We start from the raw sequence: 25474 nt of genomic DNA on the forward strand, positions 1-25474 counted from the left end.
GGCGCTGCAGTCGGTGGCGGGGCGGGCATGGGCGCCGGCGGTGCTCCGCGCGGACGGACCACCGTCGCATCGCGCATGGGATCGTCGTCATGGGGACCGTTGCTGTTCATGCGCTCAACCTCTGATCGCCCACAGTTGCAAGTCGAGACCGGCGAACTCGCCACCGAAGTGGAAGGCGATGCCGCCCGACGTCTTCAAGGCCCGCCACATCGGCGAATTCTTGTCGAACTCGAAATACAGGTAGCCGGAGTTGTAGGGAATCTGGCGCGGCGCGACCGGCATCGGCGCCACCGGGATGCCGGGGAGCTGCAGGTTCACCAGGTCGCGGATCTTTTCCACCGGACCGATCTTCGACTGCGCGGGCAACTGCCGGCGCAGGTCTTCGGACTTCATGTCCGCCTTGGCCGCCAGCACGAACGCGGCGCTGTCGACCAGGCTGAGATCGGGCACCACGGCCACCCACACGCCGAACTTGCGCTGCTGCAGCGGAATCGGAATCGCCGTCTGCTCCATCACCGCGCTCAGGCTGCTGCGCAGGGCCTGGATCAGCGGCTCGAAACTCTCGTACAGCGCCTCGTGCCGATACGGCGGAAATGCCGGCGGCCGCTTGCCCGGCGCGGTGAACGTGCACAACTCGCCGGCCATCTCGGTCAGCACCCGGTAGAAGTCCTCCGGGTGCAGGATCGGCGCGGCGGCAAGATGGGCGATCAGTGGCTGGTAGCGGTTGACCACCTGCAGCAACAGGAAGTCGGCGATCTCGGCGGCGCCGCCGCGGTCGGTCACCGCCACGCGGCTGGCCAGCGCCTCGCCACGCTGGTGCAGCAGGCCAAGCAGCTCGGTGAGGAAGGTGGTGAGCTTCGGTGCGGCATGACAGCTCAGCGCCGTCGGCATGAACGCCTCTTCGAGGATCACCCGCCGGTCGGAACGACACTCCACGATCCGCGCCACGGGAATCTGGGCCAGGCCCTCCAGCGGTTGCGATTGCGGCAACAGCCGGCTGTTGAGACCGCCCACCTCCAACGCCGTCATCCCGTCGACGCTGCCCGAGGCGTCACGCACCTCGGTTTCGCGTACGCGGAAACGGAACAGCTTTTCGGCAGGTGCCTCGGGGCGCCCGCTGTCCGGTTGTGCCGGCGAGCGCAACGGCAAGGTCAGGAACACCGTCTGGTCGCGCCAGTTGCCATCGACCTCCAGCGCCAACGGCAGCGGGTCGTCCGCGGGCATGCAGAACGGCGTGCCATCGGGGAACACGCCGCGGGCGCGCTTGATCCCGAGCTTGCCGATCGCCAGCAGATCGGTCTCCAGTTCCAGTTCCGAAAAGCCCCAGGTGTAAGGGCGCAGACTGCCGGCGCGCAGTTCCACGAAGCGCTCGAGATAGCGTTCCTGCTGCTGCAGATGCTGGGGCCGAAGGAAGAGTCCCTCGCTCCAGACGACCTTGTTCATATCCGTCATGCGTCGCACCTGCCCCTGTGAGTCCCCGACAGCATTGCCGGGTGTGTCGGTGCCGGCCATCAGCGTGCCGGCACGTCCCCTGAATCCGTCCTTCGATCTGCGACCTGCAATGCCCCCCGGCGCCGCTAGTGATGTGCCTTCTGCATTCTCCGCGCCGACTTCAGGCGTGACAACTGTTCTTCATAAGCCCGTGCGAACTCGTCGCCGAACAGGCGCCGGAAGCATTCGTCGGGATCACGCGAGAGACCTTCGAAGTGTTCGCGGTACTTTTCCCAGTACTTGCCCTTGCCGGCGAATGCCGACCGCTTCGCGCCATCGGTTTCCTGTTCGAAGCGGTCCGGGTTGAAATGCACCAGCAGGGATTCGAACGCGGCGCGGACGCCGGCGAGCATGGCCATCTGGTGGCAACGAATGTCGTCGAAGGCATCCTCGAAGGCCGCTGTCCCCGACATGAAGGCGCCGTTCGAGGGCGCCATGATCTTGGCCAGCGCATCCTCCGGATTGGGCGCGAACTTCAGCGGGTTGTTTTCGGAACGCTGGATGATCGTGACCGGCAGGCGGAACGTGTTCTTGATCTCCGCCCTCGCGCGCAGCACGTCCATCACGCCATCGACGACGACCCGGAAGATCTGGTCGACATCCGTGGGCAAGGCCGTCGAAGCCGCCGGAGGCGGCATGTACGCGGCCACCGGCGGCGCATGGGTCGGCGGCGCTACCACCGGAGGCGGCGCCACGGCTGCGGGTGGCGGCATGACCGGCGCCGGCGCCGGACTTGGCGGCGACGAAAAGTCGCCCATGGTCAGGTCCCAGTTCTCCGGCAGCGCGTTCGCGGTGGACTGCCGTTGCTCGGTCGTCATCGGCGGATGGAAGAAATCTTCCGTGCTGGACGAGTGGTTCCAGCTCGAACTGGCATTGCCGGTGGTGGCGCCGGAAAGCAGTCCGGAGGTGCTCTCCGAAGAGCCCAGAAAACTCAACGGATCAAGCTCGCCGCCCGACGCGGGTGACACGGCGCCGGGAATCAGGTCGGCGTCGAGCGGAATGCCGCCGCCCATCGCCGGCGGATATGCAGGCGCCTGGGGAGCGATATCGAGCAAGCCGAAATCCAGCGGGTCGAGCGCCCCCGCAGGGATGGACCCCGCCGGAATGGATGGCGCCGAAGGCGGCGGGGACAAATCAGGCAACGCGGTCGAGCTGCCCGCGTCCTGCAGGCGCACTTCGACCTCGAAGGTATCGATCAGCAGGCGATCGCCGTTCTTCAACGCCGAGGGATCGCCCTTGATCAGCGGCGCATCATTGAGCAGCATGCCGTTGGTGCTGCGATCCTCGATGAAATACATGCCGTTGAGGAAGCGGATCATCGCGTGGACACGCGACACGCCAGATGCACTGAGCACCCAATCGCAATCCTCGGAACGTCCGATGCTTCCACCCGCCCCCTCGAACGCCTTGCTGCTTCGGCTGCCGAACTGGGCAGCCTGACGGCCAGCGACTGCAAGGATCAGGCTCTGCGACATCGGCACGCGTATTTCCCCAGCAACTGTCAGATCGGCACGGCGGTGACGAACGCATCATCACGGCTCATGCAGTGAACCAGGTTTCGAACCCACATGAAGACCAGCGACTGATCGCGGCAAGGCCGTGAACCGGGTTCACAACCATATTTGGCACTGGGACTTCCACATCCACGACCGAGCATCCTGCCCCTCCAACCTTCCATTCCCGCCCCGAGCCGAGCACTACCGTAGTGCCCGAAACTGCGAACCACCTACCGGGAAACCGACGCGCGACCGGCCACTACAGCCGGCAACTCACAAAAAATCTGCCGTCCACAATCGTATCGCCCCACGCCACGCCGGGCAAGGTCATGTCGGCTCGACCCCCTTTCCTTGGCTCGCCCCGCGGCAACTCAGGTGGCGCCGGCGACCCCGTTCAACAGGTTCATCGCCGGCTCGATGAAGGCGGCACGACGGCTTTCGAATTTCTCGTTCACCAAGGCAGCCAGCATGTTGATCGCCGCCACGACGGCGCAGGCCGTGAGATGGTCGGCCGGGGGCACCGGGGTTTCCTGCGAAGCCGGCGCCAGACTGCCGCCCGACCAGCCCGCCGCCGCCGCCACCCAGGCGCCAGCCGACTTGTAACCACCCGCGTTGGCGAACTCGAAGGCGGCGCGCCGATTGCTTTCGTTCGGCTCGCGCACCCACTTCTCGGCCAGCGAGGCACCGGCCTTGTCTTCCGGGTCCAGTACCTGGTCGCGTGCGCATTGGCACAGCCAGGCCACGGCGTATCGCTTGGGCAGCATCCGGGCCAGCAGTTTCAACGCATCCTGCACCTGCCCGGCCGCCACCAGCGCCTGCACGGCGGCCTGCGCGGTCATGTCGGGGGTGAGCAGCGCACTGGCCGGCTCGGACAATTCCATCTGGACGGATGCTTGCATGACAGATGACATCGACGTGCTCTCCAACCTAGCCAATCATGATGATGCCGCCGGATATCTGCGTCATCGCCTCGCCCTTGAGCATCAGCATCGGGCCCTTGACCGTCGTCATGGCGCCGCCGGCCACTTCGACCTGCGCGTCGGAATGGGCCTTCAGCGATACGCCTGCACCGAGGTCCATGTTGACGCCAGCCTTGGCGGCGATCTTCATGCTGCCGTCGATCGTGATGTTGACGCCCTTGATCGTGATCGAGCCATCGCTTTTCATGACGATGCTCGAAGCACCCGTGACCAGCTCGATCTCCGTGCCCGCATCGAGCTTGAACTTCTGGCCGATCGTGGTGGTGCCGTTCTGCTTGACGTCCAGCTTGTCGTCCTTGCCCACCGTCGCCGTGCGAATGCCGGTGATGTCCTCGGTCTGGTCGTTCTTGATGGTGATCTTCTCGTCGTGGTCGATCTGCACGAAATGATCGTTCTCCACTTCCTCGCGCATGTCCTTCTGCGCGTGCAGGAACAGCTCCTCGCTGCCCTTCTTGTCCTCGAAGCGGATTTCGTTGAAGTCGTCCGCGCCACCGCCTTCATGGCTGCGGCTCTTGACGCCGCTCTGGGTCTTGTTGTCGGGCAGCGCGTAAGGCGGCAGGTTGTCGGCGTTGTAGACGCTGCCGATCACCAGCGGGCGATCCGGGTCGCCTTCGAGGAAGCTGACCACCACTTCCTGCCCGACCCGGGGAATGTGCACGGCGCCCCAGTTCTTGCCGGCCCAGGACGATGCCACCCTGACCGGGCAGGAAATGTGGGCATTCTTCTTGTCCGACTTGTTCCAGTGGAACGTCACCTGGATGCGGCCGTACTTGTCCACCGAGATGTCTTCGGCCTTGTCGCTTCCCGACACCACGGCGGTCTGCAGGCCGACGACCATCGGCTTGATCGCCGTCTGCATGGTGCGGAACGGCTGGCGGCTGCTGATCACCGAGAAGTTGCAGAAGAACAGCTCGCCATCCGACCCACCGGAGGTGCGCGCGGCGTTCTCGATGTGCACGGTCGATCCGGTGACCAGGTACTCCTGGTTCAGTTCGGCGCGGGGGAACTTGGTCAGCTTGAACAGCGCGCCAGTCAACAGTCCCGGCGCGTTGGTCGAGCCCGAGCACAGCGACTGCGCCACGTTGATCGATTCGAGACGTACCTGGGCGTAGTGCTTGCCCGCGTCGCTGGTCTCGTGATCGCCGGGGAAGTCGAACGACTCCAGTCCGTTGACGGCGTGGTTTTCGTCGGCGTTGCTGATCGTTTCCTCCCCCAGCAGCGAAGTTTTCGGCTTCATCGGGTCGTAATCGGTCAGCGAATACTTGGTCGTCTGCACCGATCGGGCCGATGAAAAGTCGGTGATCGAGACCTCCAGCGCCGCGCGGCTTCCGCCGGCCTGCGGACGATACGGAAGTTGTGCGTACCCGCTGGTGGTGGCATGCGCCCCCAGCGAGTCGGCGAGCACCATGGTGTGCACGCCATCGGTGTGCTGAAAGAAGTAGTAGATGCCTTCCTGCTCCATCAGCCGACTGATGAAGTTGAAGTAATCCTCGCGGTACTGCACGCAATAGTCGCGGGCCGGATAGTTGCCGCTCAGGCTCAGCTTCACGTCGCCATAGCCGAATTCGGCCAACACCGCCTTGACGATGTCGGGCACCGATTGCTTGAGGTAGATGCGGCAATCGACCTTGTGCATCAGCAGCCAGGCCTTCGGCACCAGCGTCACCGCGTACTCGGCAAATCGCTCTTCCTTGAAGCTTTCGAACCCGGTCTGCGAAATTTCCGAGACCATGCCGCTGAAATAGCGCTTGTAACCCTCGGACTCGAAGGTGACCGTCATCGAGCTGCCGAGCAGAGGCAGCAGCTTCACTTCGCTGTCCGTGCTGATCAGCTTCAACTGGTAGGAAAACAGCCTCCCCAGCTGCTCGCCACCAGACAGACTGGCAGGCAGCAGCTTGTCACCGAGGTCTGACTTCAGTGTCATCCGATTCGTCATTTCCCATCTCCCCCAGCGAGCACGCGATTGCGTTCTTGCGAATCCCCAATGTTTATCATATTCCCGTCCAGCCCGGGAGAGGCGAATATCCCGTCAGCGCCCGTCCTGCGGCGCACAGTCTGGCAGGCCCTTTGCTTTCAGTTGCCGCGACGAGCCAGAACCACCCAGCCGGACACGGGCCGGCCAAGCTCCTTGCGCAGCGGGTGCGCCGCCATCTGCACTTCGCCGAACCCCGCTGCCTCCAGCGCCTGCAGCACGTGACGCCGGCTGTGCTGATAGCGGCCACTGGGATGCAACTCGACGCGATCGTCGTCACCCTCCAGCACTTCGAGCGTGAAGGCCAGTACCCCGCCGGGCCGCAGCGATGCATGGGTGCCCTGCACGACTTCATGCAGATCACCGAAATAGATCAGGGTGTCCGCCGACAGCACGAGATCCCAGCACCCGCTGCCGCTGCCCAGGAACTGGCCCAGTTCGGCGACCTCCAGCGCGTCATAGCCGCCGCGGCTGCGCGCCTTGTCGATCATCTTGCCGGACAGGTCGACACCATGAAGCCGCCGCGCGTACGGGCGAACCAGCGGCGCGCACAACCCGGTGCCACAACCGGCATCGAGCACATCCAGGCGGGCGGCGGGCGGGCCCAGCATGCCGACCAGGTGCTCCATCAATACCTGCGGCGCACGATAGTCGAGGCGGTCCAGCAGCTGCTCGTCGAAACTGTCCGCAAACCCGTCGAAGATCTCCCGTACGTAGGCGTCATCCGCGCGGGCAGGCATCGTGCCGCCACCACAGGACGCCAGCATGTGGCGCGGCACGGGATGGTTCGGCTCGCGCGACAACCAGTCGCGGTAGACGTCAACCGCCTCCTCGCACCGGCCCAGCACGTACAGCGACACCCCCAGCTCCTGCAAGGCACGTGTATCGGTCTGGTCGCAGTGCCAGGCCTCCCGAAAACAGTCCACGGCGTCGGCCAGGTCCTCGATCACGTCCAGATGACTGCTCTTGAACAAGCCCATCAGCATGTGGGCGCGGCCAAGACGGGGTGCCTGTTGCAGCAACTCTTCATAGAACCGGAGGGCTTCCGTGGGCCGCCGCTGGGCCTCCAGTACGATGGCAAGATTGCCCAGCGCATCGAGATGATGAGGGACGCAAGCCAGCGCCCGGCGGTAGCAGGCTTCTGCTTCGGCGAGATGTCCCGACTCCTTCTGGATGTTGCCGAGGTTGTTGTGGGCTTCCGCGTGACCAGGCACCGCGCGCAGCGCCATCCTGATCAGTCGGGTGCCGTCATCGCTGTCGCCGCGCTGGTGACGCAGGACTCCCAGGAAATGCAAGGCGTCGGGTTGGCCCGCCTTCATCTGCAGGGCATGTCGATAGCCGGCCTCGGCTTCGTCGAGACGGCCTGCCTGATGCGCTTCGATTGCCTGCCGCATCGTCTTCATCACGCGATGCGACAGATCCGGGCCGCGGCGACCGCTTCCGACCCGACCAGCGGATGACCGGCTCACCCGCCGAGCTCCGGCATCCCAGGCAAATGCCTGGCGCCCGGCTCGCGGGATGGCGATCCGCCCTCTGGCGCCCGCCAACGATCAAGGCCGGTGATCACTGCAGCACGCGGCGTCTCCATGACTTTCCCCGGTCAGTTGATGATCACCGTGAAACAACCGAGCACGATGGTTCCGCCATGCGCCATCATGTCACCCATGCGGGCCGCCGGCATGTTGGCGATGAGCACCTTGAACGAGCCCATGGCGATCATGTCGGGTGGCCCGGCGCAGACGGCCATGTCGGTCACCCGAGCAGCGGGCAATCCCCCAATGAGCACCGTGGGCGCACCCGGGCCGGAAATGGGACCGCCCACGTGTGGCACCGGTCCGGTAAACATCGGGCAGACATGCATGTCGGTAAGTCGCGCTGCTGGAGGCATGAGCTTCCCTCTCCCTCAATGATTGGATGAATTATGCGCCGTACCGGGCGTCCTTAGTCGTTTGACAGTAATTCCTTCGCCACCGACAACTTGCTCCTGGTACCGAATTTCAGTCCGGTGCCGCCGAACATGTTGGCGACTAGCCGCTGGCGGGCACGCGCCAGCTCACCCATGGCTCTGAACTCGCCCATGCTCAATGGCTTCGATGGCATGTCCCATGGCCCCAAGATGGAAGGCAAACCCTCGCGGTTCTGCTTTCCGATATCCCTGCGCGTCCGATGAGGAATCAAGCTGACTCACCCAGACGCGGAAAGCGCCCCTGAATTGATTTACACGTTGAACTGGACGGAATTGCCCGGCTTGTCGATACCGTTGTTCAACTGAATGATGTCGGCCCGACTCAGCCGATTCAGATCGTAGATCGTCTGTCCTTTGTTCTCGTCGGCAAAATCGACCATGATGAAATTCGGCAGGTATATCTGGAAATTCGTGGCGTGCGAATCCAGGGGAAAGGCCTCCGGAACGCTGTTGCTCATGTAGTTGTAGCCACCTTCCGTCCACAACTGCTTCAGTTGCTGCTTTCCATTCGTGGTCCAGGCTTTCTTGTCCCTGCCCTTGATGCTTCGCACCATGCCGGTCTGCGTCCAATACATCATCCGGAGCACGTCACGCGAGTAATGCGCCGTATTGGCGTCGCCAAGAATGCGCCTCTGCTTGTCGATGTTCTGGAGGAACTTCCCCTTCACCGGAGAGCTGAATGCATAGTCCAGAGGCTGCACGATATCCGTTCCACCCTTCCCGTAATAGACGAGGCCGTTGATATGGTCGGGCATCACGCCATGGGGATAGAGGCTGACAACTTGTGCCGCACCATCCGCAATCGTCGCGCCCGCCTGGCTCAATTTGGAAAAGCCGTCAGGCATGAACCCGCAGACCACCTTGCCGCCCATTTCGTCGAGGGTATGGTTGGCCAGATTGCCCGGCTTCTTGTAGAGCCGGGTTTTCAACTTGCTCTGGCAAGCTTCGAGGATCAACTCGTAGTTGGCCGACTTGTCGAACTTGAGTATCAGGAATTCGTCCTGGTACTTCTCGACGAAGCGGAACGCGCCATCGAGGATGTCGTCCAGGTCCATGCCCCAATCGCCGAGCACCATGCGCGTGACCTCGATGTTCCGGGTGGTTCCGCCCACGTTTTTCGACTTCAACTCCGGCGTGTTCTTGCCGTGGAACGCGGAAAGCTTGGCGCCGCCGTGGCCGGTTCGCTGACCCGAAATGCGGATATCGAAAATGCGCACGCCGCACTTGGCCTGGTGATAGATCGACTTGCTCTGGGTACGGGCACGGATGCCGCCCGAATTGATCGCGGCGTCGTGGCTGCCGGCCATCACGATCTCGTTGACCTTTTTCTGCCCGCCGAGCGAGTGGTATTCAATGGCCATTTCGACATCCTTCAATGGGGTGGGAGCGCACGCATCGCGGGCACTCGGGCATCAATGAAAAGCAGAAAAATCTCCATACCTGTCTGGTCCGGAGCACAGCGAACCCACCCCGCGCTTCATGCGTGCAAGGGGAAAGTTGCCGGCCAGACACTGACGCGGCGATCCGCATAGCGGCCACCACCAACCTCGACGGTGTACGTGGGATCGTCCGTCAGCAATCCTTTGCTCATCAGCGAATCACGCAGGAACGCGCTGCTTCCGACGGCCTGGAACAAGCGGCTGTCGACCTTGGACAGCAGCAGGTTGCCGTTGCCGACATCCTCGAAGATCGTTTGATAGGCACCGGGATAGGCGGCCGCGAAACAGGCCCGGTGATGTTCGTTGATCCAGTAGCTTTCCTTGCCGCCGCGGGTGTAAAGATCCATCCTGGAATGCTTGGCGGCGGAACGCCGTCGCAATCCACCGCCAACGAGGCGATTCTTCATCCCGCTGGTCTGGTAGCTCTTGTGTTCGGAAAGCCCCATGACCAGGCGGGCGTACCCCTCGCACATGTCTGCTGCCGAGCAAAGGAAGTTGTAGGGAACGCCATCGATCGAGGTACCGAGGCTGCGCAGGAATCCGCAGGCCAGGTTCCGCGTGATGTATGCGGCATAGGCGGGCTCGTTCGGGATCACCTGGGCATTGTGCACGCCCGGCATCGGCAGCATCACCGCCGTGGTGCGGCCCGGATCGACGACAGTCAGGCGACTCCAGTCCTGTGGCTTGAATGACTTGCGCATCTCGTGCATCGCAATGATCGCGATGTAACGTGCCACGTTGGGGGTCAGTCGTGTGGTGTCCTCGATGGTCTTGCCGGCACTCAACCCGGCGACCGGGTCGACCCCGAAAATATTGCACTCCAGCTCGTTGCCGAACACCTCGTTCAGGGCCGCCGCGATGCGGATGCACGTCACCGCGCCACGGCTCCAGCCCGCCAGGTTCACCCGATCGATGGCCTGGCCATGCTCGAAGATCAAGTCCTGGATGATGTTGACCGTACGGATCACGTTCTCGTCCCAGCCGAGTCCGCTGAGATTCCCCAGCGCGTTGCCGACCTTGTTCGAGCGCGTCAGTTTCGACGTGGAGGTCTTGCCACCCAACGCCTTGCTGAACAACGAGCCACCACCACCCGACCCCGAAATGCGATTGCCCGTGATCGGGTTGACCTGCTGGGGAAGCGCGATGCCCCCGACCATTCCCGAGCCGGGCCCCTCGTTGATCAGATAGCTGCCCGGAGTAACCAGCGACCCTGCCAGCCTCGCCTCCGAGCCGTCCGTATGGTTATGAAACCAGGCCACCAGCTCATTGCTTTCCGTCGCCTTTACCCGGTTGAACCCGGTACCGTGGCAGTACACCGTGAACGTAGTCATATCGATTCCTGGTTATCGCTGGCCGCCCCCTGAGGTGCGTACCCGCGGCACATGGGCAACGTCATGCCCACCAATGGAACTTCAACTTCGCATCCCTTCGCCTGAGGTCCGCAGCAAGCCCGCGCCAGATCAAGCCGGGCGCGGTGACGGTCATCCTCCGAGTTTCCGGGCTCACGCAACTGCCCTGACGTGAAGGGGAGCGCGCGTTGCGAAGACGTCCGGTCGACTTGCAGCGATTTCGCGCTTTGTCCTTTCAGGAAGGCAATCACCTGCCGTTTGCCCGACGGTCACCCGAAAGCGTACGAAAACTCTCCGTCCGTCACCCCCACCTGCACCTTCGCCACGTCCTCCCCGGCAATCATCCTGGTGAGGAACGCGCGCGAGATGTCCGGCAGCATCGAGTTGGTCAGGATGGCGTCGATCATGCGCCCGCCCGATTCGGTCTCGGTGCAGCGTTCGACCACCAGCTTCACCACGTCTTCGCTGTATTCGAACGGGATCTTGTAGCGGGCCTCGACGCGCTTCTTGATGCGGTTGATCTGCAGCTTGACGATCTTGCCCAGCATCTCGGGACTGAGCGGGTAGTACGGAATCGTCACCAGACGGCCCAACAGCGCGGGCGGGAAGATCTTCAGGAGCGGCTCGCGCAACGCCTTGGCCATGCCCTCGTGATCGGGCATCAGCTCGGGGTCCTTGCACAGGCCGGCGATCATCTCGGTGCCGGCATTGGTGGTGAGCAGGATCAGGGTGTTCTTGAAGTCGATCGAGCGGCCTTCACCGTCTTCCATCACGCCCTTGTCGAAGACCTGGAAGAAGATCTCGTGGACGTCGGGGTGGGCCTTCTCGACTTCGTCCAGCAGCACCACCGAATACGGCTTGCGCCGCACCGCCTCGGTAAGCACGCCGCCTTCGCCGTAGCCGACATAGCCGGGGGGCGCGCCCTTGAGGGTCGAGACGGTGTGCGCTTCCTGGAATTCGCTCATGTTGATGGTGATGATGTTCTGCTCGCCGCCGTACAGTGCCTCGGCCAGGGCGAGCGCGGTCTCGGTCTTGCCGACGCCGGAGGTGCCGGCCAGCATGAACACGCCGATCGGCTTGTTCGGATCGACCAGGCCGGCACGCGAGGTCTGGATGCGCTTGGCGATCATCTCCATCGCGTGATCCTGGCCGATCACGCGGGCACCCATCAGGCTGGCCAGGTTCATCACGGTCTCGAGTTCGCTCTTGACCATGCGACCGACCGGGATGCCAGTCCAGTCCGACACCACCGAACCCACAGCCTGCTGATCGACCGAGGCCAGGATCAGCGGATGTTCGCCCTGCAGTTCGGCCAGTTGGACCTGCAAGTCCTGCAGTTCCTTCAGCGCGGTCGCGCGATCGTCACCGGCAAGGGCCGCTTCGCCAGCGGGCGCTTCCTTGGCGTCAGCAACCTGGTTGGCCGACTCTTCCAGCGCGCTGCCGGTGCCTTCGACCGGCGCGGAAGAACCACGCAACTTCGAACGGATGTCGAGGATCCTGTCGACCAGATCCTTCTCCTTGACCCAGTTCGCCTCCAGCGTTTCCAGCCGCGCCTTCTGCGTCGCCAGCTTTTCGTTGGCGCTGTCCTCGCGGGCGGTCACGTTCACGCCGACGTTCTTCTCGCGGGCGATGATGCCCAGCTCGGTTTCCAGCGCCTGGATGCGCTTGCGGGTGTCGTCCACCTCGGCTGGCACCGCATGCTGGCTGATCGCCACACGGGCGCACGCAGTGTCGAGCAGGCTGACCGACTTGTCCGGCAACTGGCGCGCAGGTATGTAGCGGTGTGACAGTTTCACCGCGGCTTCCAGCGCCTCGTCGAGGATCTGCACCTTGTGGTGCTTCTCCATCACGCTGGCGACGCCGCGCATCATCAGGATCGCCTTTTCTTCGCTGGGTTCGTCGATCTGCACGGTCTGGAAGCGACGGGTCAGCGCCGGATCCTTCTCGATGTGCTTCTTGTACTCGGCCCAGGTGGTGGCGCCGATCGTGCGCAGGTTGCCGCGTGCCAGCGCGGGCTTGAGCAGGTTCGCCGCATCACCAGTACCGGCCGCGCCGCCGGCGCCGACCAGGGTGTGCGCCTCGTCGATGAACAGGATGATCGGCCTGGTCGAGGACTGAACTTCCTCGATCACCTGCTTCAGACGGTTCTCGAACTCGCCCTTCATGCTGGCGCCGGCCTGCAGCAGGCCCACGTCGAGCACGCGCAGTTGCACGTCCTTCAGCGGCGGCGGCACGTCGCCGATGGCGATGCGCATGGCGAAGCCTTCGATCACCGCGGTCTTGCCGACGCCGGCCTCGCCGACCAGCATCGGGTTGTTCTGCCGGCGGCGCATCAGGATGTCGACCAGCTGGCGGATCTCGTCGTCACGACCGACGATCGGGTCCATCTTGCCGTCGCGCGCCTGCGCGGTGAGGTCGATGGTGAACTGCGCCAGCGCTTCCTGCTTGCCCATCTGCGCCGGCGACATCGCACCGCTGGCTTCGCCCGGCGCCGATCCCCCACCCATCTTGAAACCGTCGTTGGCGCTCAAGCCGTCTTCGGGTGAACCGCCGACCACCTCGGCGAATTTTTCGACCAGGGCCTCGGGCTTGATCTTGTCGAATTCGGCCGAGATGTTCACCAGGGCATTGCGCAGGTTGCGCGTGCGCATGCAGCCGACGATCAGGTAGCCGGTGCGTACCTGGGCCTCGCCGAACATCAGGGTGGCGAATACCCAGGCGCGCTCGACTGCTTCCTCGACGTTGCTCGACAGATCAGAGATGGACGACGAACCACGCGGCAGTCGATCCAGCGCATCGGTGATGTCACGCGCCAGGTTCGACGGATTGAGGTTGAACTGCTTGACGATGCGATGCAGGTCCGAATCCTGCAGTTGCAGGATCTGGTGAATCCAGTGCACCAGTTCCACGTAGGGATTGCCCCGCAGTTTGCAGAACACGGTAGCGCTTTCGATGCCGCGAAAAGCAAGCTTGTTGAGCTTTCCAAACAGGGCGCCGCGACTGATTTCGGCCATGATCATCGTTCCTTTGCAGTAGTTGTCGTTCAGCGAACTTCTTGCGATGTCGAACTGGTATCTGCCCGCGCCGTTCGGACGGCGCGATCGTGCAACGAACTGTCTTCGCCCTGTCTGGTCAGCCCACCGGCTTCAGGACGACCTGGTCGGCGTCATCGTCCCGGTGCACCTGCCCCATCCACGTCGTCAGCCCCATGCGGCCACCCTGTCCCAACCGGGTTGCAGGCACCTCGTCCCTTTTCAGGACCAGTTGCACGTCCCAGGCCTTTTCTTCGCCGACATAGGTCTTCACCGCGGCCACGAGCTGCTTCAGCGCCTCGCCCCCCGGCAGGAAATTGTTGAACTCGGCCCGGCTCAGCGGCCCCAACCGCAGGCGGAATCGCTGCTGACTGCCCCATACGTACTGGCCGGTGACCGTGGTCAGTCCCAGCGCCGCCACCTCGCCCGAGGCACCAAGGCGCAGGTGGGACTCCGGGGGCAGACGCATCCACTCGGCGACAAACTCGACAATCCCCACCGGGATGCGGAAGAAGCGTTCGAGCAGGCCTTTCAGCCCTTCGGCATTGCGTGCCTGCTGCAGTAACCGCCCGGCGAAGAAGCGCTTGAACTGGTCCGGTAGGGCATCGCGCCCTTCGAGATTGGGCGTGGCCAGGCCGACCAGGGCGCCCATGTACAGGCGGAACCGGTCTTCATCCGGCCTATCCAGATGCACGGTAGGCTGCGAATCGGCCCAGGTGCGGTAGAACAGGCTCATCATCCGGTGATGGAAGATGTCCGCGAAGGCGGAGAATGTGCGATCCCGCGAGTTCAGCTCGCGGTCCATGGCGTATTCGGTGAGATGCAGCGGCAGCGGCGCATTCGGGCCGAACAGGCCGAAGAAGAGGCCATGCATGCGCGCCGGACGGCCAGCACCGCCCGGCTGGTAGCGATCGACCGTCCTGGGTGCGAACGCCAGCGACGGCGTCTGGCACAGGCGCACGAAATCCTCTGCGGCCTTGGCCGAATGCCCCAGCCTGGGCCGCTCGGGATGGGCACACTCAAGCCGCCGGATCGCTTCGAAAAACTCGAAGTCCTCCGGACGATCGCGCAGCGCGTTCTCCAGCACTACAACGTCTGCCGTGTTCCGAGCCGAGCCGGCCATCGAGCGACCTCATTGCGTTCCAAAGTACGCAGGACTGTTTCAGTGAAGGAATTGATGGACACGTAGCGCGCAAAGAACTGCTGCATCACCGCGCCAAGAAGGAAAGCGCCGGTGCCTTCGAAGGCACCATCGTCACAGGTAAGCGTGATTTCCAGGCCACGACCGAAAGTGATCGGTCCCTGCACCGGAATACGCCGCACGATGGGCTGCGAGCTCACCGCCTTCACGCCCTCAACCTGCCGCAGCGCACTGGAGTCGAACTCGTCGCAATAGAGCGTCAGCATCTCGCGCAAGGCCGAGGCGCCTTCGCCGGCGTTGTTCTCCAACAGCGATACGTAATTCAGTTGCAGATGGCTGAGCAGCCGCCACGCTGTCTCGCCCGTGGCCACCGGCGCACGTGGCTTGGTGGGACCGGCAACACAACGGATGGATTCGACAGGCGCACCGGTCTCCAGGGTGAAGTCGGTCTTGGACTTGCCCACCGGCATCTGCAGCGGCAGGTCGCGGTTGGTGCACATCAGCTGCATGCCGATCTGGCGCAGCTCGGTCGAGTACGGCGCCTCGCTGGAGTCAACCAGCGCGATGAACATCTCGTTGCCGATGTAGCTGGAACGCGCACCCTGCCGCTTCTGTCGCGAGGACACCAGCCGCGGCTCGCGGCGTATCGTGTAGTAGGCCGAATGCTGGCTGTGCCAGGTGCGTTCGTCGCAACCATAGAAGGGCAGGAACCGCTGCTCCGGTTCCTGTCGGTCACCGAAACCCTCGACGTTGCCGATGCTGTGGATCTCGAAATCCATCGGCCGCGTGCGATCAGCCAGGATGTGGTACTCGGCCTTGCCCTGCTGCAGATGGATGCGATCGGCCCGGCGGGGAAACAGGTTGATGGCGGGCGTGCAGAACAGACGAAAGTTGTTGAGGTCGATCGCGTTGTGCAGGCTGGCCACGCTGCGATCGAACAGCACGACGATCTCGAACTCGTTGCCCCTGGAGCGACTCAGCAACGACTTCAGCCCGGTGAATTCGGCGAACAGGAAGCGCTCGGGACAGGCAAAGTATTCCTGCAACAGCCGGTAGCCGCTGAAGGACCGGCCACTGTACGGAATGAGCGCCTCGTCATCGTCGAAACCACGCCGGTGAATGGCGCTGGCGTCATGTGTCTGGCTGATCTCGCCGCTGGCCCCCATGGCCCGCACCATGTAACAGACCGCATTGCCCAGCAGCTGTTCGTAAAGACGCTTGGGCAATTCGTCCGCGCCGGCGATGAAGACCGGCAACTTGTCCAGTGCCAGCATGTTGGCCTGGGCGCCCGCCGTGACGCGAAGCTTGAGCCGAAGGCCGGCACGCACCGTCTTGCCTGCGGGCAAGGCCACCCCCGCCGCGGCGATGGCCGCAGGTGTCTCGAAATACTTCGCCTCGATCAGTTCCAGCGGCCACAGGGTGACGTCGTGCGCAGTGCGATACTCGCACGTCGTGCGGTCATCCTTGCCGGCAAGACTGCGCAGCGCCGTGTGCCGGGCCACCGTATGACCGGCGAGCAGGCCGCTCTCTTTCAGATCCGGTTGCATCTGGACCACGGCCATGGACGGCACGGGCGCCAGGTAATGCGGGTAGATCATTTCCAGCAGGTGCTGGGTGAACACCGGGTATTGCGCGTCCAGCTTGAGCTGCACGCGCGCGGCGAGGAAGGCGAAACCCTCGAGCAGACGCTCGACATAAGGGTCGGCGCACTCGAAGCCTTCCAGGCCAAGACGCCCGGCGATCTTCGGGTATTCGCGCGCAAACTCGCCGCCCATCTCGCGGACGTGTTGCAGTTCCCGGTTGTAGTACCGCAGCAGTCGTGGGTCCATGGTCAATCAGCCGAAGCCTTCCGATACCTTGAAGTTGCCTGTTTCCAGATCGACTTCGGTCTTCAGGTAGAGATTCAGCGGGATCGGCTGCGCCCACATTTCCGAGTCGATATTGAAGACCAGTGCCTGTCGATCCATGCGCTTGGACATGGCCGTGGCCGTGACCCGAAGCGTGTTGGCCGTGAGCCGGGGCTCAAAGGCGAGAATCGCATCCCTGACCTGGCGCTGCAGTACGTCCGGATTGATTCCGGACAAGGCCATGCCGGTCAGGTCCGGGATGCCGAAATTGAGTACCGAGCGTGCCACCTCGGGATATTCGGACAGGTCGTTGTCGGCATCCATGCTCACGCAGTTCAGCAGCCACGACATGTCCCGCGTGACACAGTCACGCAGCCGCGTGGCCGAAATGACCCGCTTCTCGCGGCTCTCTTCGAGCTTGCCCGGTTCGTCGTCGGTAAGGCGATCGAGCAGCGATGGCTGAAGTCGTTCCTGGGTGGTCAATTCAGCCATGGCGATGCATCCCGGCTCAGGCGGCGTCGAACGCGATCAATCGCGCGTCGAAGAGCGAATACTCTGCCGCATCGGTGGCCAGCATGCGCTGGCCCAGGCCCACATGCAGTCCTTCACCTTGCTCGGTCCAGTCGGTACGGCGGCCGAGCACGAGGTCATGATCCCCAGTGAGCTCGCTGCCCGCATAACGCCCCGGAATGAAACCGATCGCTTTCCCGCCATTGCTCCAGGTGACCTGGGTCGGCACCCAGATCTTGTCGCGCAAATCGCTTGGTGCCTCGAACTTCAGCTCGCTCAGGCGCGAGAACGGCACCCAGGAGTAACCACCGTTGACGATGATCTCCAGACAGGGGCCGATGCGCGGGTCCGCGTCGGCGATCCACTCGAACGCATTTCCGTCGATATTTCCGGCCACTGCCGGCGCCTGCTCGAAAGCCTGTTCACGCAGGGCGGCGGCCTGCTCATGCTGTCCTTCGGCGTCCAGCTTGAGTGCCTGGAGCAGCAGCGCCAGCCATTGTTCCGGTTCTCCGATGATCACCGGCATGCGCTTGCCGGCAAAGACCTCGGCGCGCACAAGCTCGCCGCGCAATGCTTCGGAATACGCGCCCACCATCATGGCGTTGAGCGGATCAAGCTCGCCGCAGACGTTCAACTGGTTCTGTGCCCGCTCCCATTGTCCGAGCAGGGCCAGCAACTGGAATAAAAAAACCCGGCGCTTGGCGTCTGCCGGGTTGTTGCGTACTTCTGCAGTGAGCAATTGCAGTGCCTCGTCAGGCCGACCATCTTTGAGCTTGCTCTCGGGCGTCATGTCATTCTCGGAAGCGTATCTGTGGACATGTCCACAGACAGGCCCGTTGTCCATGCTTGGCCCCGGAGCCGCTCGCGCACGAGATCCGCAAGACCACGCACGGCCTGGTTCTGGACCAGACCTGCGCGTGCACCGAGCGGACGATCAGAGCGGAAGCTCCGGGGTTCAACCCCGGCTGTGTTGCAAGCCGGGGAGCATCGCGTGATTTAAGCGACTTCTTCGACGCTGTACGCGACCGTGCCGGCTTCGCTGACCTTGCCCTTGTCGTCCTGGGTGGAATAGGCGACTTCGAACTTGGCAAACGCCAGCGAGATGTTCTCGGTCAGCATGTCCTCACCACCCGAGCCACCGGTGCTGTAGCTGGTGACCATCACGCTGGTGAGCGTGACTTTCAGGTAGTCATCCTGCGTGCCGCCGGCCTTGGACACATAAAGGATGGCCGAATCGGAATGGGCGCCGGTGGTCAGGGCCTTCATGAACTGCGTCGAGCTCTTGTCCACATACTTCGTGATGCTGATGTCCTGGACGTTGGCCTTGCCGGCGCCGCCGCCGCTGCCATGGCCGAACGAGCCACTCTGCGACATGCCCCACGACCAGGCCAGGAGCTGAATCTTGCCAGCGTGCTTCTTGTGCTTCGACTCACCGGTAAAGGTGACCGAACCGCCCTTCAACTCCAGATGCATGTCTAATGCCATGAGAATTCTCCTTGTCAGTTTTGGTCAATTGAACCGGATTGGCCTTCTACTCTTCACCAACGATCCGGCGATGTTGCGTGCAACCACTTGCGCCATGAAGCCATGAAACGAACATCTGGCAGGAGCGTCAGCTCTTTGCCGCAGACGGCAGGCGGGAAACCAGCCGCAAGGACACCGTCAAACCTTCCAGCTGGTAATGCGGCTTGAGGAAGAACTTCGAAGTGTAGAAACCCGGTGCGCCCTCCACTTCTTCCACGATGACTTCCGCCGCGGACAGAGGCTTGCGCGCCTTGGTTTCCTCGCTGGAGTTCGCCGGATCACCGTCGACGTACTGGCCGATCCAGGACCCCAGCCACCGCTCCATCGCATCACGATCCTTGAACGAACCGATCTTGTCCCGGACGATGCACTTCAGGTAATGCGCGAAGCGGCAGCAGGCGAACATGTACGGCAGACGTGCGCCGAGGGCCGCGTTCGCGGTCGCGTCCGGATCGTCGTACTCGTCCGGTTTGGCCAGCGACTGCGCGCTGATGAACGCCGCCATGTCCGAGTTCTTCCGGTGGACCAGCGGCATCATGCCCATCTTGTCCAGTTCGGCCGAACGGCGGTCGGTGATGGCGATTTCGGTCGGGCACTTCATGTCCACGCCGCCGTCGTCGGTGGGGAACGTGTGCGCCGGCAGACCTTCCACCGCACCACCGGACTCGATGCCGCGGATGCGCGAGCACCAGCCATATTCCTTGAACGAACGGTTGATGTTCACCGCCATCGAGTAGGCCGCGTTCTGCCAGGTGTACTTGGAAGAGTCGGCGCCACTGGTGTCCTCTTCGAAATTGAACTCCTCGACCGGGTCGGTACTGGAGCCATACGGGAGGCGAGCGAGCGTGCGCGGCATGGTCAGACCGATGTACTTGGCGTCGTCCGACTCGCGCAGCGAACGCCACGCGGCGTAGTCCGGGGTGGAAAACACCTTGGCCAGATCACGCGGATTGGCCAGTTCGTTCCAGCTGTCCATCCCCATCAGCGTGGATGCCGCCGCGGAAATGAACGGCGCGTGCGCCGCAGCCGCGACCTGCGCGATACCGCCCAGCAGCTCGACGTCGGGCGGGCTGTGGTCGAAATAGTAGTCACCCACCAGGCAGCCGTAGGGTTCACCACCGAGCTGGCCGTATTCTTCCTCGTACATCTTCTTGAAGATCGGGCTCTGGTCCCAAGCCGTGCCCTTGTAGCGCTTCAGGGTCTTGGCCAGGTCCTTCTTGGAGATGTTCAACACGCGGATCTTCAGCTGCTGATCCGTTTCGGTGTTGTTGACCAGGTGATGCAGGCCGCGCCACGCGCTCTCCAGCTTCTGGAAATCGGCGTGGTGCATGATCAGGTTGATCTGCTCGCTGAGCTTGCGATCGATCTCGGCGATGTAGGCGTTGATGGTCTGCGCAACGTCGTCCGAGACGATGTCGGAACGGCTCAGCACCTGTTCGGCCAGGGTACGGACGGCCGATTCCACTTCTTCCTTGGCGCGGTCGCTCTTGGGCTTGAATTCCTTGTTAAGCAGCGCAGCAAAATCGCCGGCGTCCAGAGTCTCTGTGGCGCCACCCTGTTCGGCTAGTTTCTCGGTTGCCATGCGTGCTTACTCCCCGTCTTTGTTGTTGTCGTCGGACGGCTTCGGCGCTGAAGCCAGCGACTGCAGCAGCGCCGGGTCCTTCAATGCCTGGGCGATCAGGTTCTCTGCGCCGGCCTTGCCGTCCATGTAGGTGTCGAGGTTGGCAAGCTGGGTACGCGCCTCAAGCAGCTTGGCCACGGCGCCCACCTTGCGGGCCACCGCCGCCGGCGAAAAGTCATCCATGCTCTCGAATGTGATGTCGACCGCGAGATTGCCTTCGCCGGTCAGGGTGTTGGGAACGGCAAACGTCACCCTGGGCTTCATCGACTGCAACCGGTTGTCGAAGTTGTCGACATCGATCTCCAGCGCCTTGCGGTCCTCGATCGAGGGCAGCTCGCCAGCGTTCGCACCGGAGAGATCCGACATCACGCCCATCACGAACGGAACCTGGACCTTCTTCTGCGCGCCGTAGACCTCGACGTCGTATTCGATCTGCACGCGCGGCGCACGGTTGCGCGCGATGAACTTCTGACTGCTTTGCTTGGCCATGCCTTGTCTCCCGGTAAATGCTCTTGCAGTTCGAACGGAACGATCAATTCGGTGCGGTACCTGTGTGCGCGTGCCGCAAAAAAACCTACGTCGGTGGGCCGACGTTCCCGCAGCGCGAAATGACCGCGATGGAGAACTGCCGGGATTTGCATTGATGCCCTTCATTGCTGCTGCCCGACATCCCGAAAGCTGCAAGCGCACATGCGCTGCACAGCCGGACCCGTTCAATCAGCCGGACGTTGCATCAATTGGAATTGCGCAATTTCGAAATACTGCGAACTGCAGGTTCCGGCGCCCATGGGCACACGGCGGGGATCCCGGCACAGTCTCCGGATCAGACCCGATACCACCAGATGGTTCGCAAGCGTGATCGTCCACCCCCTTCATTCCATGCGTCGGACAGGCTCGACGAGGCTCCTTGCTTGCCTCGCCCTGATCTTTCCACCTCATGGCCAAGCCCGTCTCATCCGGACGAACGCACCAGCTGCCGAATTGCAGCAATGAAGTGTCTTGCAACCCCCGTATCAACCATCGTCACCGAAATGCTGCACTTGCCAGCACAGTCCGTGATACCCGGAGGCCCCTGAATCTGATATCTGCGAAACGGCAGGTTTCTGCGCTTCGCTTCAATCCTGAACCAACTTGGTTCGCCCGATAACGTACATCTGCAATCGCCTGTCTGCAAGCTGAATTTGAAGCTGTCGACGGTAATGACAACAAACTAACAACCAGCCGGCGCCCGATGACAGCCGCGACACGACAATTGCTGCTGCATCATGTGATTGAGAAGCATCGCCGGACGCGAGTTCCTGTAGGTTTTTGCCCCGTCCTGGTGATCATGCACACGGGAAAGGAGCCGGCCAGCCCGGCCGAAAACGGCGGCGCCGCTGGTAAGCCGATTCACTGAATCTCCCATTGCAGGAAAATCGATGCATCAGCTAAACGGAGTCCAGTTCGACATCGGGATGCGCCCGCCTGCCATGCCGGGAACGTCAGGATGCCGATTCCGATGACCGAAAACAGAAGCGGCGCGAACCCTGGGGATCGCGCCGCTTCTGGATTTCAATTGGTGGGCGGTACAAGGATCGAACTTGTGACCCCTACCATGTCAAGGTAGTGCTCTACCGCTGAGCTAACCGCCCGTATCGCGCCTGACCTGCCACGCGAGCCGCGCAGTATACGGGAGCCGAAGGCGATCGACAATATCCCGCCGGCAACGGGTTTTCCGGGCTCAACGCAGCGATTGCTCGCGCAATTGATGGATCTGGTCGCGCAGACGGGCGGCATCCTCGAATTCCAGGTTCTGCGCGTGTTTGTACATCTGCGTCTCCAGCTTTTTCAGCAGTGCCGAAGCCTGCTGCGAACTCATGCCTGCGTAATCGGCAGCCTGCTCGGCCACGGCGGCCTGACTGCGGGACGATGACTTGCCGCCACGGCGGTTGCCAGCATCGCTGCGCGCCCCTTCCATGATGTCGGCGATGCGGCGCACCACGGTCTTTGGCGTTATCCCGTGCGCTTCGTTGTAAGCCAGCTGCTTTTCGCGACGGCGGGCGGTTTCGTCCATCGCGGCCTGCATCGAGCGGGTGACGTTGTCGGCATACAGGATCGCCTTGCCGCGCACGTTGCGCGCGGCGCGGCCGATGGTCTGGATCAGCGAGCCGGTGGAACGCAGAAAGCCCTCCTTGTCCGCGTCGAGCACCGCCACCAGCGACACCTCGGGCATGTCCAGGCCTTCGCGCAGCAGGTTGATGCCGACCAGCACGTCGAACTCGCCCAGGCGCAAATCGCGGATGATTTCGCTGCGCTCGACCGTCTCGATGTCCGAGTGCAGGTAGCGCACCTTCACGTCGTGTTCGGACAGGTATTCGGTGAGGTTCTCGGCCATGCGCTTGGTCAGCGTGGTGACCAGCACGCGGTCGCCCATCGCGATGCGCTTGTGCGCCTCGCTGAGCAGGTCGTCGACCTGGGTGCGCACCGGGCGCACCTCCACTTCCGGATCGACCAGGCCGGTGGGACGCACCACCAGCTCGGTCACCGCGTCGCCGGACTTCTGCAGTTCGTAGTCGCGCGGCGTGGCGGAGACGTAGATCGCCCGCGGCACGCGCTCCTCCCATTCCTCGAAGCGCAGCGGCCGGTTGTCCATCGCCGAGGGCAGCCGGAAGCCGAACTCGACCAGGGTTTCCTTGCGCGAGCGGTCGCCCTTGTACATCGCGCCCAACTGCGGCACGGTAACGTGGGACTCGTCGACCACCAGCAGGCCGTCGGCCGGCAGGTAGTCGAACAGCGTAGGTGGCGGTTCCCCCGGCGCGCGCCTGGTCAGGTGGCGCGAGTAGTTCTCGATGCCCTGGCAGTAACCGACCTCGGCCATCATCTCCAGGTCGAAGCGGGTGCGCTGCTCCAGCCGCTGCGCCTCGACCAGCTTGTTTTCCCTGTACAGATATTCCAGCCGCTCCTTCAGCTCGACCTTGATCGTCTCGATCGCGTTCAGCACGCTCTCGCGGGTGCTGGCGTAGTGCGTGCGGGGGTAGACGGTGTAGCGCTGCACCTTGCGGATGGTTTCTCCGGTGAGCGGGTCGAACAGCGCCATCTTCTCCACTTCGCCGTCAAACAGCTCGATGCGCAGCGCCTCGGTTTCCGATTCGGCCGGGAACACGTCGATGATCTCGCCGCGCACGCGATAGGTGCCGCGGCGCAGCTCCATTTCGTTGCGGGTGTACTGCAGCTCGGTCAGCTGGTGGATCAGCTTGCGCTGGTCGATGCGCTCGCCGGTGGCCAGGATCAGGCGCAGGCTGAGGTAGTCCTCCGGATTGCCCAGGCCGTAGATCGCCGACACCGTGGCCACGATGATCGAATCGCGCCGCGACAGCAGTGCCTTGGTCGCCGACAGCCGCATCTGCTCGATGTGCTCGTTGATCGAGGCATCCTTCTCGATGAAGGTGTCCGACGCCACCACGTAGGCTTCCGGCTGGTAGTAGTCGTAATAGCTGACGAAGTATTCCACCGCGTTGTGCGGAAAGAATTCCCTGAACTCGCCGTACAGCTGCGCCGCCAGCGTCTTGTTCGGCGCCATCACGATGGTCGGTCGCTGCACGCGTTCGATCACGTTGGCGATGGTGTAGGTCTTGCCCGAACCGGTCACGCCGAGCAGGGTCTGCGCGGCTAGGCCGGCCTCGAAACCCTGGGCCAGACGCGTGATGGCCTGCGGCTGGTCGCCGGCGGGCTGATAGGGAGCAACAAGTTGGAAGCGATCAGTCATCGGCTACAGATGTGGGCGCGGTGCGACATTTTAAATCGGGCCTGCTGACAGGAAGTGTCACCAGAAGCCGACGAACGGGAGGCTGCGCGGCCACTGGAGAGGAAACACCCGCGCCATAGCATGGATGTCCGGTCCACGCAGGAGGCGACGCCGTGACGATACCCGGGAACCGCAGGCCATGGCACGGGCAAACCGGCTTTACCCTGATCGAGCAGATCATGGTGCTCGCCATCATCGGCATCCTGGCCAGCGTGGCCACACCGTCCCTGCATCGCATGGTCGGCCGCAACGAACTGCGGGTTGCCCAGATGGATTTCATCAGCGCCCTGCAGCACACGCGTCAGACAGCCGTGATGAGCGGCAGGCGTTCGCTGTTCTGCCCTACCCGGGATGGCGGCAACTGCAGCGGTGAAACCCGCTGGGACGAGGGCTGGCTGGTCGGGCACGACAGCAATGGCGACGACCAGCCGGACGGGCATCCCCTGCGCGTCGGCAGCGGCCATCGCGGGAAGCTGCTGATCCAGAGCAGCAATGGCAGGCACGTCGTCCGCTTCCACCCGGACGGCACCGCCGGTGGCAGCAATATCACCCTGCTGTTCTGCCAGCCGGCGCACGCCAGCGACGCACTCACCGTCGTAGTCTCCAACGCCGGCCGGGTTCGCGGCGCACCGGCCAGTGCAGCGCAGATCGCCACCTGCGCCCATCTGAACTGACCCTGGGCGCACCCGACGCCCACTTGATCCCGGTCAATACCTCGTCCAGCGGATGCGAACATGCTGTCTTCCGAGCCCCGAGGAGACCGCGTGGCGCGTGATCTGCCTGGCGTCCGACGAATCGAAGTTCGTGGCCGGCATCGATGGCGGCCACACCTGCCGCTGACCTTCCACAACCCATGAGAAGTTCGCCATGTTCAAGCGCATCCTGCTGCCTGTCGACGGTTCCGAACTGTCCCTGCGTGCCGTCGATACCGGCATCGAGCTGGCCGCCCGGCTGGGCGCCAGCGTGTACGCCTTCCACGTGATCGCACCGTTCCCCGCCTCCATCTACTTCGCGGAAATCATCCAGGCCAACGAACCGACCTATACCAGCGAGGCCATCGCCAACGCCGAGAAGTACCTGGCCGACGTGAGCCGGCGCGCACAGGCCGCCGGAGTTCCCTGCGAGGGCAGCCACGAGACCGACGCACGACCCTACTCGGCCATCGTCGGCGCCGCGCGCAAGCAGCAGTGCGACCTGATCGTGATGGCCTCGCACGGCTGGCGCGGCTTCGATCGCTTGTTGCTGGGCAGCGAGACGCACAAGGTGATTCTCAACGGCGACGTACCGGTGCTGGTCTGCCGCTGAGCGACGGCCCGCAGACC

19 protein-coding genes and 1 tRNA gene are annotated in these 25474 nt (G+C 63.3%); 2 read left to right on the top strand and 18 right to left on the bottom strand.

Annotated elements, in window-relative coordinates:
• Nucleotides 1-114: 114 nt before the first annotated feature.
• The 18 genes from tssK to uvrB form a co-directional block, all read right to left on the bottom strand.
• Nucleotides 115-1452 carry a type VI secretion system baseplate subunit TssK gene (gene tssK, locus ASD55_RS16170; protein ID WP_056717159.1) on the bottom strand — a complete coding sequence of 446 codons (1338 nt, stop codon included), beginning with the start codon at nucleotides 1450-1452 and terminating at the stop codon, nucleotides 115-117.
• Between the two features lie 125 nt (nucleotides 1453-1577).
• The gene (tagH, locus tag ASD55_RS16175) at nucleotides 1578-2966 is read right to left on the bottom strand and encodes a type VI secretion system-associated FHA domain protein TagH (RefSeq protein WP_056717158.1); all 1389 of its coding nucleotides are present in this window, start codon (nucleotides 2964-2966) and stop codon (nucleotides 1578-1580) included.
• A 392-nt stretch (nucleotides 2967-3358) separates the two neighbouring features.
• On the bottom strand, nucleotides 3359-3898 hold the full coding sequence (locus ASD55_RS16180) for a hypothetical protein (RefSeq protein WP_056717173.1): 540 nt from the start codon (nucleotides 3896-3898) through the stop codon (nucleotides 3359-3361).
• Between the two features lie 16 nt (nucleotides 3899-3914).
• Complete coding sequence (gene tssI / locus ASD55_RS16185; RefSeq protein ID WP_235577852.1) at nucleotides 3915-5891, bottom strand: type VI secretion system tip protein TssI/VgrG; 1977 nt, start codon at nucleotides 5889-5891, stop codon at nucleotides 3915-3917.
• 149 nt (nucleotides 5892-6040) lie between these two features.
• Nucleotides 6041-7486, bottom strand: a complete 1446-nt coding sequence (locus ASD55_RS16190; RefSeq protein ID WP_235577853.1) for a tetratricopeptide repeat protein — start codon at nucleotides 7484-7486, stop codon at nucleotides 6041-6043.
• A gap of 53 nt (nucleotides 7487-7539) precedes the next feature.
• On the bottom strand, nucleotides 7540-7827 hold the full coding sequence (locus tag ASD55_RS16195; RefSeq protein ID WP_056717155.1) for a PAAR domain-containing protein: 288 nt from the start codon (nucleotides 7825-7827) through the stop codon (nucleotides 7540-7542).
• 329 nt (nucleotides 7828-8156) lie between these two features.
• Nucleotides 8157-9266 carry a hypothetical protein gene (locus tag ASD55_RS16200; protein WP_056717154.1) on the bottom strand — a complete coding sequence of 370 codons (1110 nt, stop codon included), beginning with the start codon at nucleotides 9264-9266 and terminating at the stop codon, nucleotides 8157-8159.
• A 116-nt stretch (nucleotides 9267-9382) separates the two neighbouring features.
• Nucleotides 9383-10675, bottom strand: coding sequence for a hypothetical protein (locus tag ASD55_RS16205; RefSeq protein ID WP_157599038.1), 1293 nt, complete (start codon nucleotides 10673-10675; stop codon nucleotides 9383-9385).
• Nucleotides 10676-10962: 287 nt separating this feature from the next.
• Nucleotides 10963-13707 carry a type VI secretion system ATPase TssH gene (tssH, locus tag ASD55_RS16210; RefSeq protein ID WP_056717172.1) on the bottom strand — a complete coding sequence of 915 codons (2745 nt, stop codon included), beginning with the start codon at nucleotides 13705-13707 and terminating at the stop codon, nucleotides 10963-10965.
• Between the two features lie 118 nt (nucleotides 13708-13825).
• Nucleotides 13826-14848, bottom strand: coding sequence for a type VI secretion system baseplate subunit TssG (gene tssG / locus ASD55_RS16215; protein ID WP_056767761.1), 1023 nt, complete (start codon nucleotides 14846-14848; stop codon nucleotides 13826-13828).
• On the bottom strand, nucleotides 14812-16695 hold the full coding sequence (gene tssF / locus ASD55_RS16220) for a type VI secretion system baseplate subunit TssF (RefSeq protein WP_056717171.1): 1884 nt from the start codon (nucleotides 16693-16695) through the stop codon (nucleotides 14812-14814). Before tssF ends, tssG begins: the two co-directional genes overlap by 37 nt.
• 6 nt (nucleotides 16696-16701) lie before the next feature.
• Nucleotides 16702-17205, bottom strand: a complete 504-nt coding sequence (tssE, locus tag ASD55_RS16225; RefSeq protein WP_056717151.1) for a type VI secretion system baseplate subunit TssE — start codon at nucleotides 17203-17205, stop codon at nucleotides 16702-16704.
• A gap of 16 nt (nucleotides 17206-17221) precedes the next feature.
• Entirely contained in the window at nucleotides 17222-18013 is a 792-nt protein-coding gene (locus tag ASD55_RS16230; RefSeq protein WP_056717150.1) for a type VI secretion system accessory protein TagJ, read from the bottom strand.
• A 206-nt stretch (nucleotides 18014-18219) separates the two neighbouring features.
• Entirely contained in the window at nucleotides 18220-18708 is a 489-nt protein-coding gene (locus ASD55_RS16235) for a type VI secretion system tube protein Hcp (RefSeq protein ID WP_040673222.1), read from the bottom strand.
• A 127-nt stretch (nucleotides 18709-18835) separates the two neighbouring features.
• Entirely contained in the window at nucleotides 18836-20329 is a 1494-nt protein-coding gene (tssC, locus tag ASD55_RS16240; protein WP_056767764.1) for a type VI secretion system contractile sheath large subunit, read from the bottom strand.
• A gap of 6 nt (nucleotides 20330-20335) precedes the next feature.
• Nucleotides 20336-20857, bottom strand: coding sequence for a type VI secretion system contractile sheath small subunit (gene tssB, locus ASD55_RS16245; RefSeq protein WP_007807831.1), 522 nt, complete (start codon nucleotides 20855-20857; stop codon nucleotides 20336-20338).
• Between the two features lie 1067 nt (nucleotides 20858-21924).
• Nucleotides 21925-21999 (bottom strand) — tRNA-Val (locus ASD55_RS16250).
• An 89-nt stretch (nucleotides 22000-22088) separates the two neighbouring features.
• Nucleotides 22089-24113 (bottom strand): excinuclease ABC subunit UvrB, encoded by a 2025-nt coding sequence (uvrB, locus tag ASD55_RS16255; protein ID WP_056717148.1) that lies wholly within the window; start codon nucleotides 24111-24113, stop codon nucleotides 22089-22091.
• A gap of 152 nt (nucleotides 24114-24265) precedes the next feature.
• Here uvrB and ASD55_RS16260 point away from each other — a divergent pair, with 152 nt between their 5' ends.
• A complete protein-coding gene (locus tag ASD55_RS16260) occupies nucleotides 24266-24826 on the top strand; it encodes a GspH/FimT family pseudopilin (RefSeq protein WP_082542832.1) in 561 nt (186 codons plus the stop codon).
• A gap of 193 nt (nucleotides 24827-25019) precedes the next feature.
• The gene (locus ASD55_RS16265) at nucleotides 25020-25457 is read left to right on the top strand and encodes a universal stress protein (protein ID WP_056717146.1); all 438 of its coding nucleotides are present in this window, start codon (nucleotides 25020-25022) and stop codon (nucleotides 25455-25457) included.
• The last annotated feature ends 17 nt before the right edge of the window (nucleotides 25458-25474 follow it).

This window comes from Rhodanobacter sp. Root561 (assembly GCF_001427365.1).
In the GTDB taxonomy this organism is placed as follows: domain Bacteria; phylum Pseudomonadota; class Gammaproteobacteria; order Xanthomonadales; family Rhodanobacteraceae; genus Rhodanobacter.

Coding starts and splice junctions, on each gene's coding strand:
- tssC (WP_056767764.1), bottom strand. CDS start 20,329: ATGGCAACCGAGAAACTAGCCGAACAGGGTGGCGCCACAGAGACTCTG.
- ASD55_RS16205 (WP_157599038.1), bottom strand. CDS start 10,675: ATGACTACGTTCACGGTGTACTGCCACGGTACCGGGTTCAACCGGGTA.
- ASD55_RS16200 (WP_056717154.1), bottom strand. CDS start 9,266: ATGGCCATTGAATACCACTCGCTCGGCGGGCAGAAAAAGGTCAACGAG.
- tssI (WP_235577852.1), bottom strand. CDS start 5,891: ATGACACTGAAGTCAGACCTCGGTGACAAGCTGCTGCCTGCCAGTCTG.
- tagH (WP_056717158.1), bottom strand. CDS start 2,966: ATGTCGCAGAGCCTGATCCTTGCAGTCGCTGGCCGTCAGGCTGCCCAG.
- ASD55_RS16180 (WP_056717173.1), bottom strand. CDS start 3,898: ATGTCATCTGTCATGCAAGCATCCGTCCAGATGGAATTGTCCGAGCCG.
- tssE (WP_056717151.1), bottom strand. CDS start 17,205: ATGGCTGAATTGACCACCCAGGAACGACTTCAGCCATCGCTGCTCGAT.
- tssG (WP_056767761.1), bottom strand. CDS start 14,848: ATGGCCGGCTCGGCTCGGAACACGGCAGACGTTGTAGTGCTGGAGAAC.
- ASD55_RS16265 (WP_056717146.1), top strand. CDS start 25,020: ATGTTCAAGCGCATCCTGCTGCCTGTCGACGGTTCCGAACTGTCCCTG.
- tssK (WP_056717159.1), bottom strand. CDS start 1,452: ATGACGGATATGAACAAGGTCGTCTGGAGCGAGGGACTCTTCCTTCGG.
- tssB (WP_007807831.1), bottom strand. CDS start 20,857: ATGGCCAAGCAAAGCAGTCAGAAGTTCATCGCGCGCAACCGTGCGCCG.
- tssF (WP_056717171.1), bottom strand. CDS start 16,695: ATGGACCCACGACTGCTGCGGTACTACAACCGGGAACTGCAACACGTC.
- tssH (WP_056717172.1), bottom strand. CDS start 13,707: ATGGCCGAAATCAGTCGCGGCGCCCTGTTTGGAAAGCTCAACAAGCTT.
- ASD55_RS16235 (WP_040673222.1), bottom strand. CDS start 18,708: ATGGCATTAGACATGCATCTGGAGTTGAAGGGCGGTTCGGTCACCTTT.
- ASD55_RS16230 (WP_056717150.1), bottom strand. CDS start 18,013: ATGACGCCCGAGAGCAAGCTCAAAGATGGTCGGCCTGACGAGGCACTG.
- ASD55_RS16195 (WP_056717155.1), bottom strand. CDS start 7,827: ATGCCTCCAGCAGCGCGACTTACCGACATGCATGTCTGCCCGATGTTT.
- uvrB (WP_056717148.1), bottom strand. CDS start 24,113: ATGACTGATCGCTTCCAACTTGTTGCTCCCTATCAGCCCGCCGGCGAC.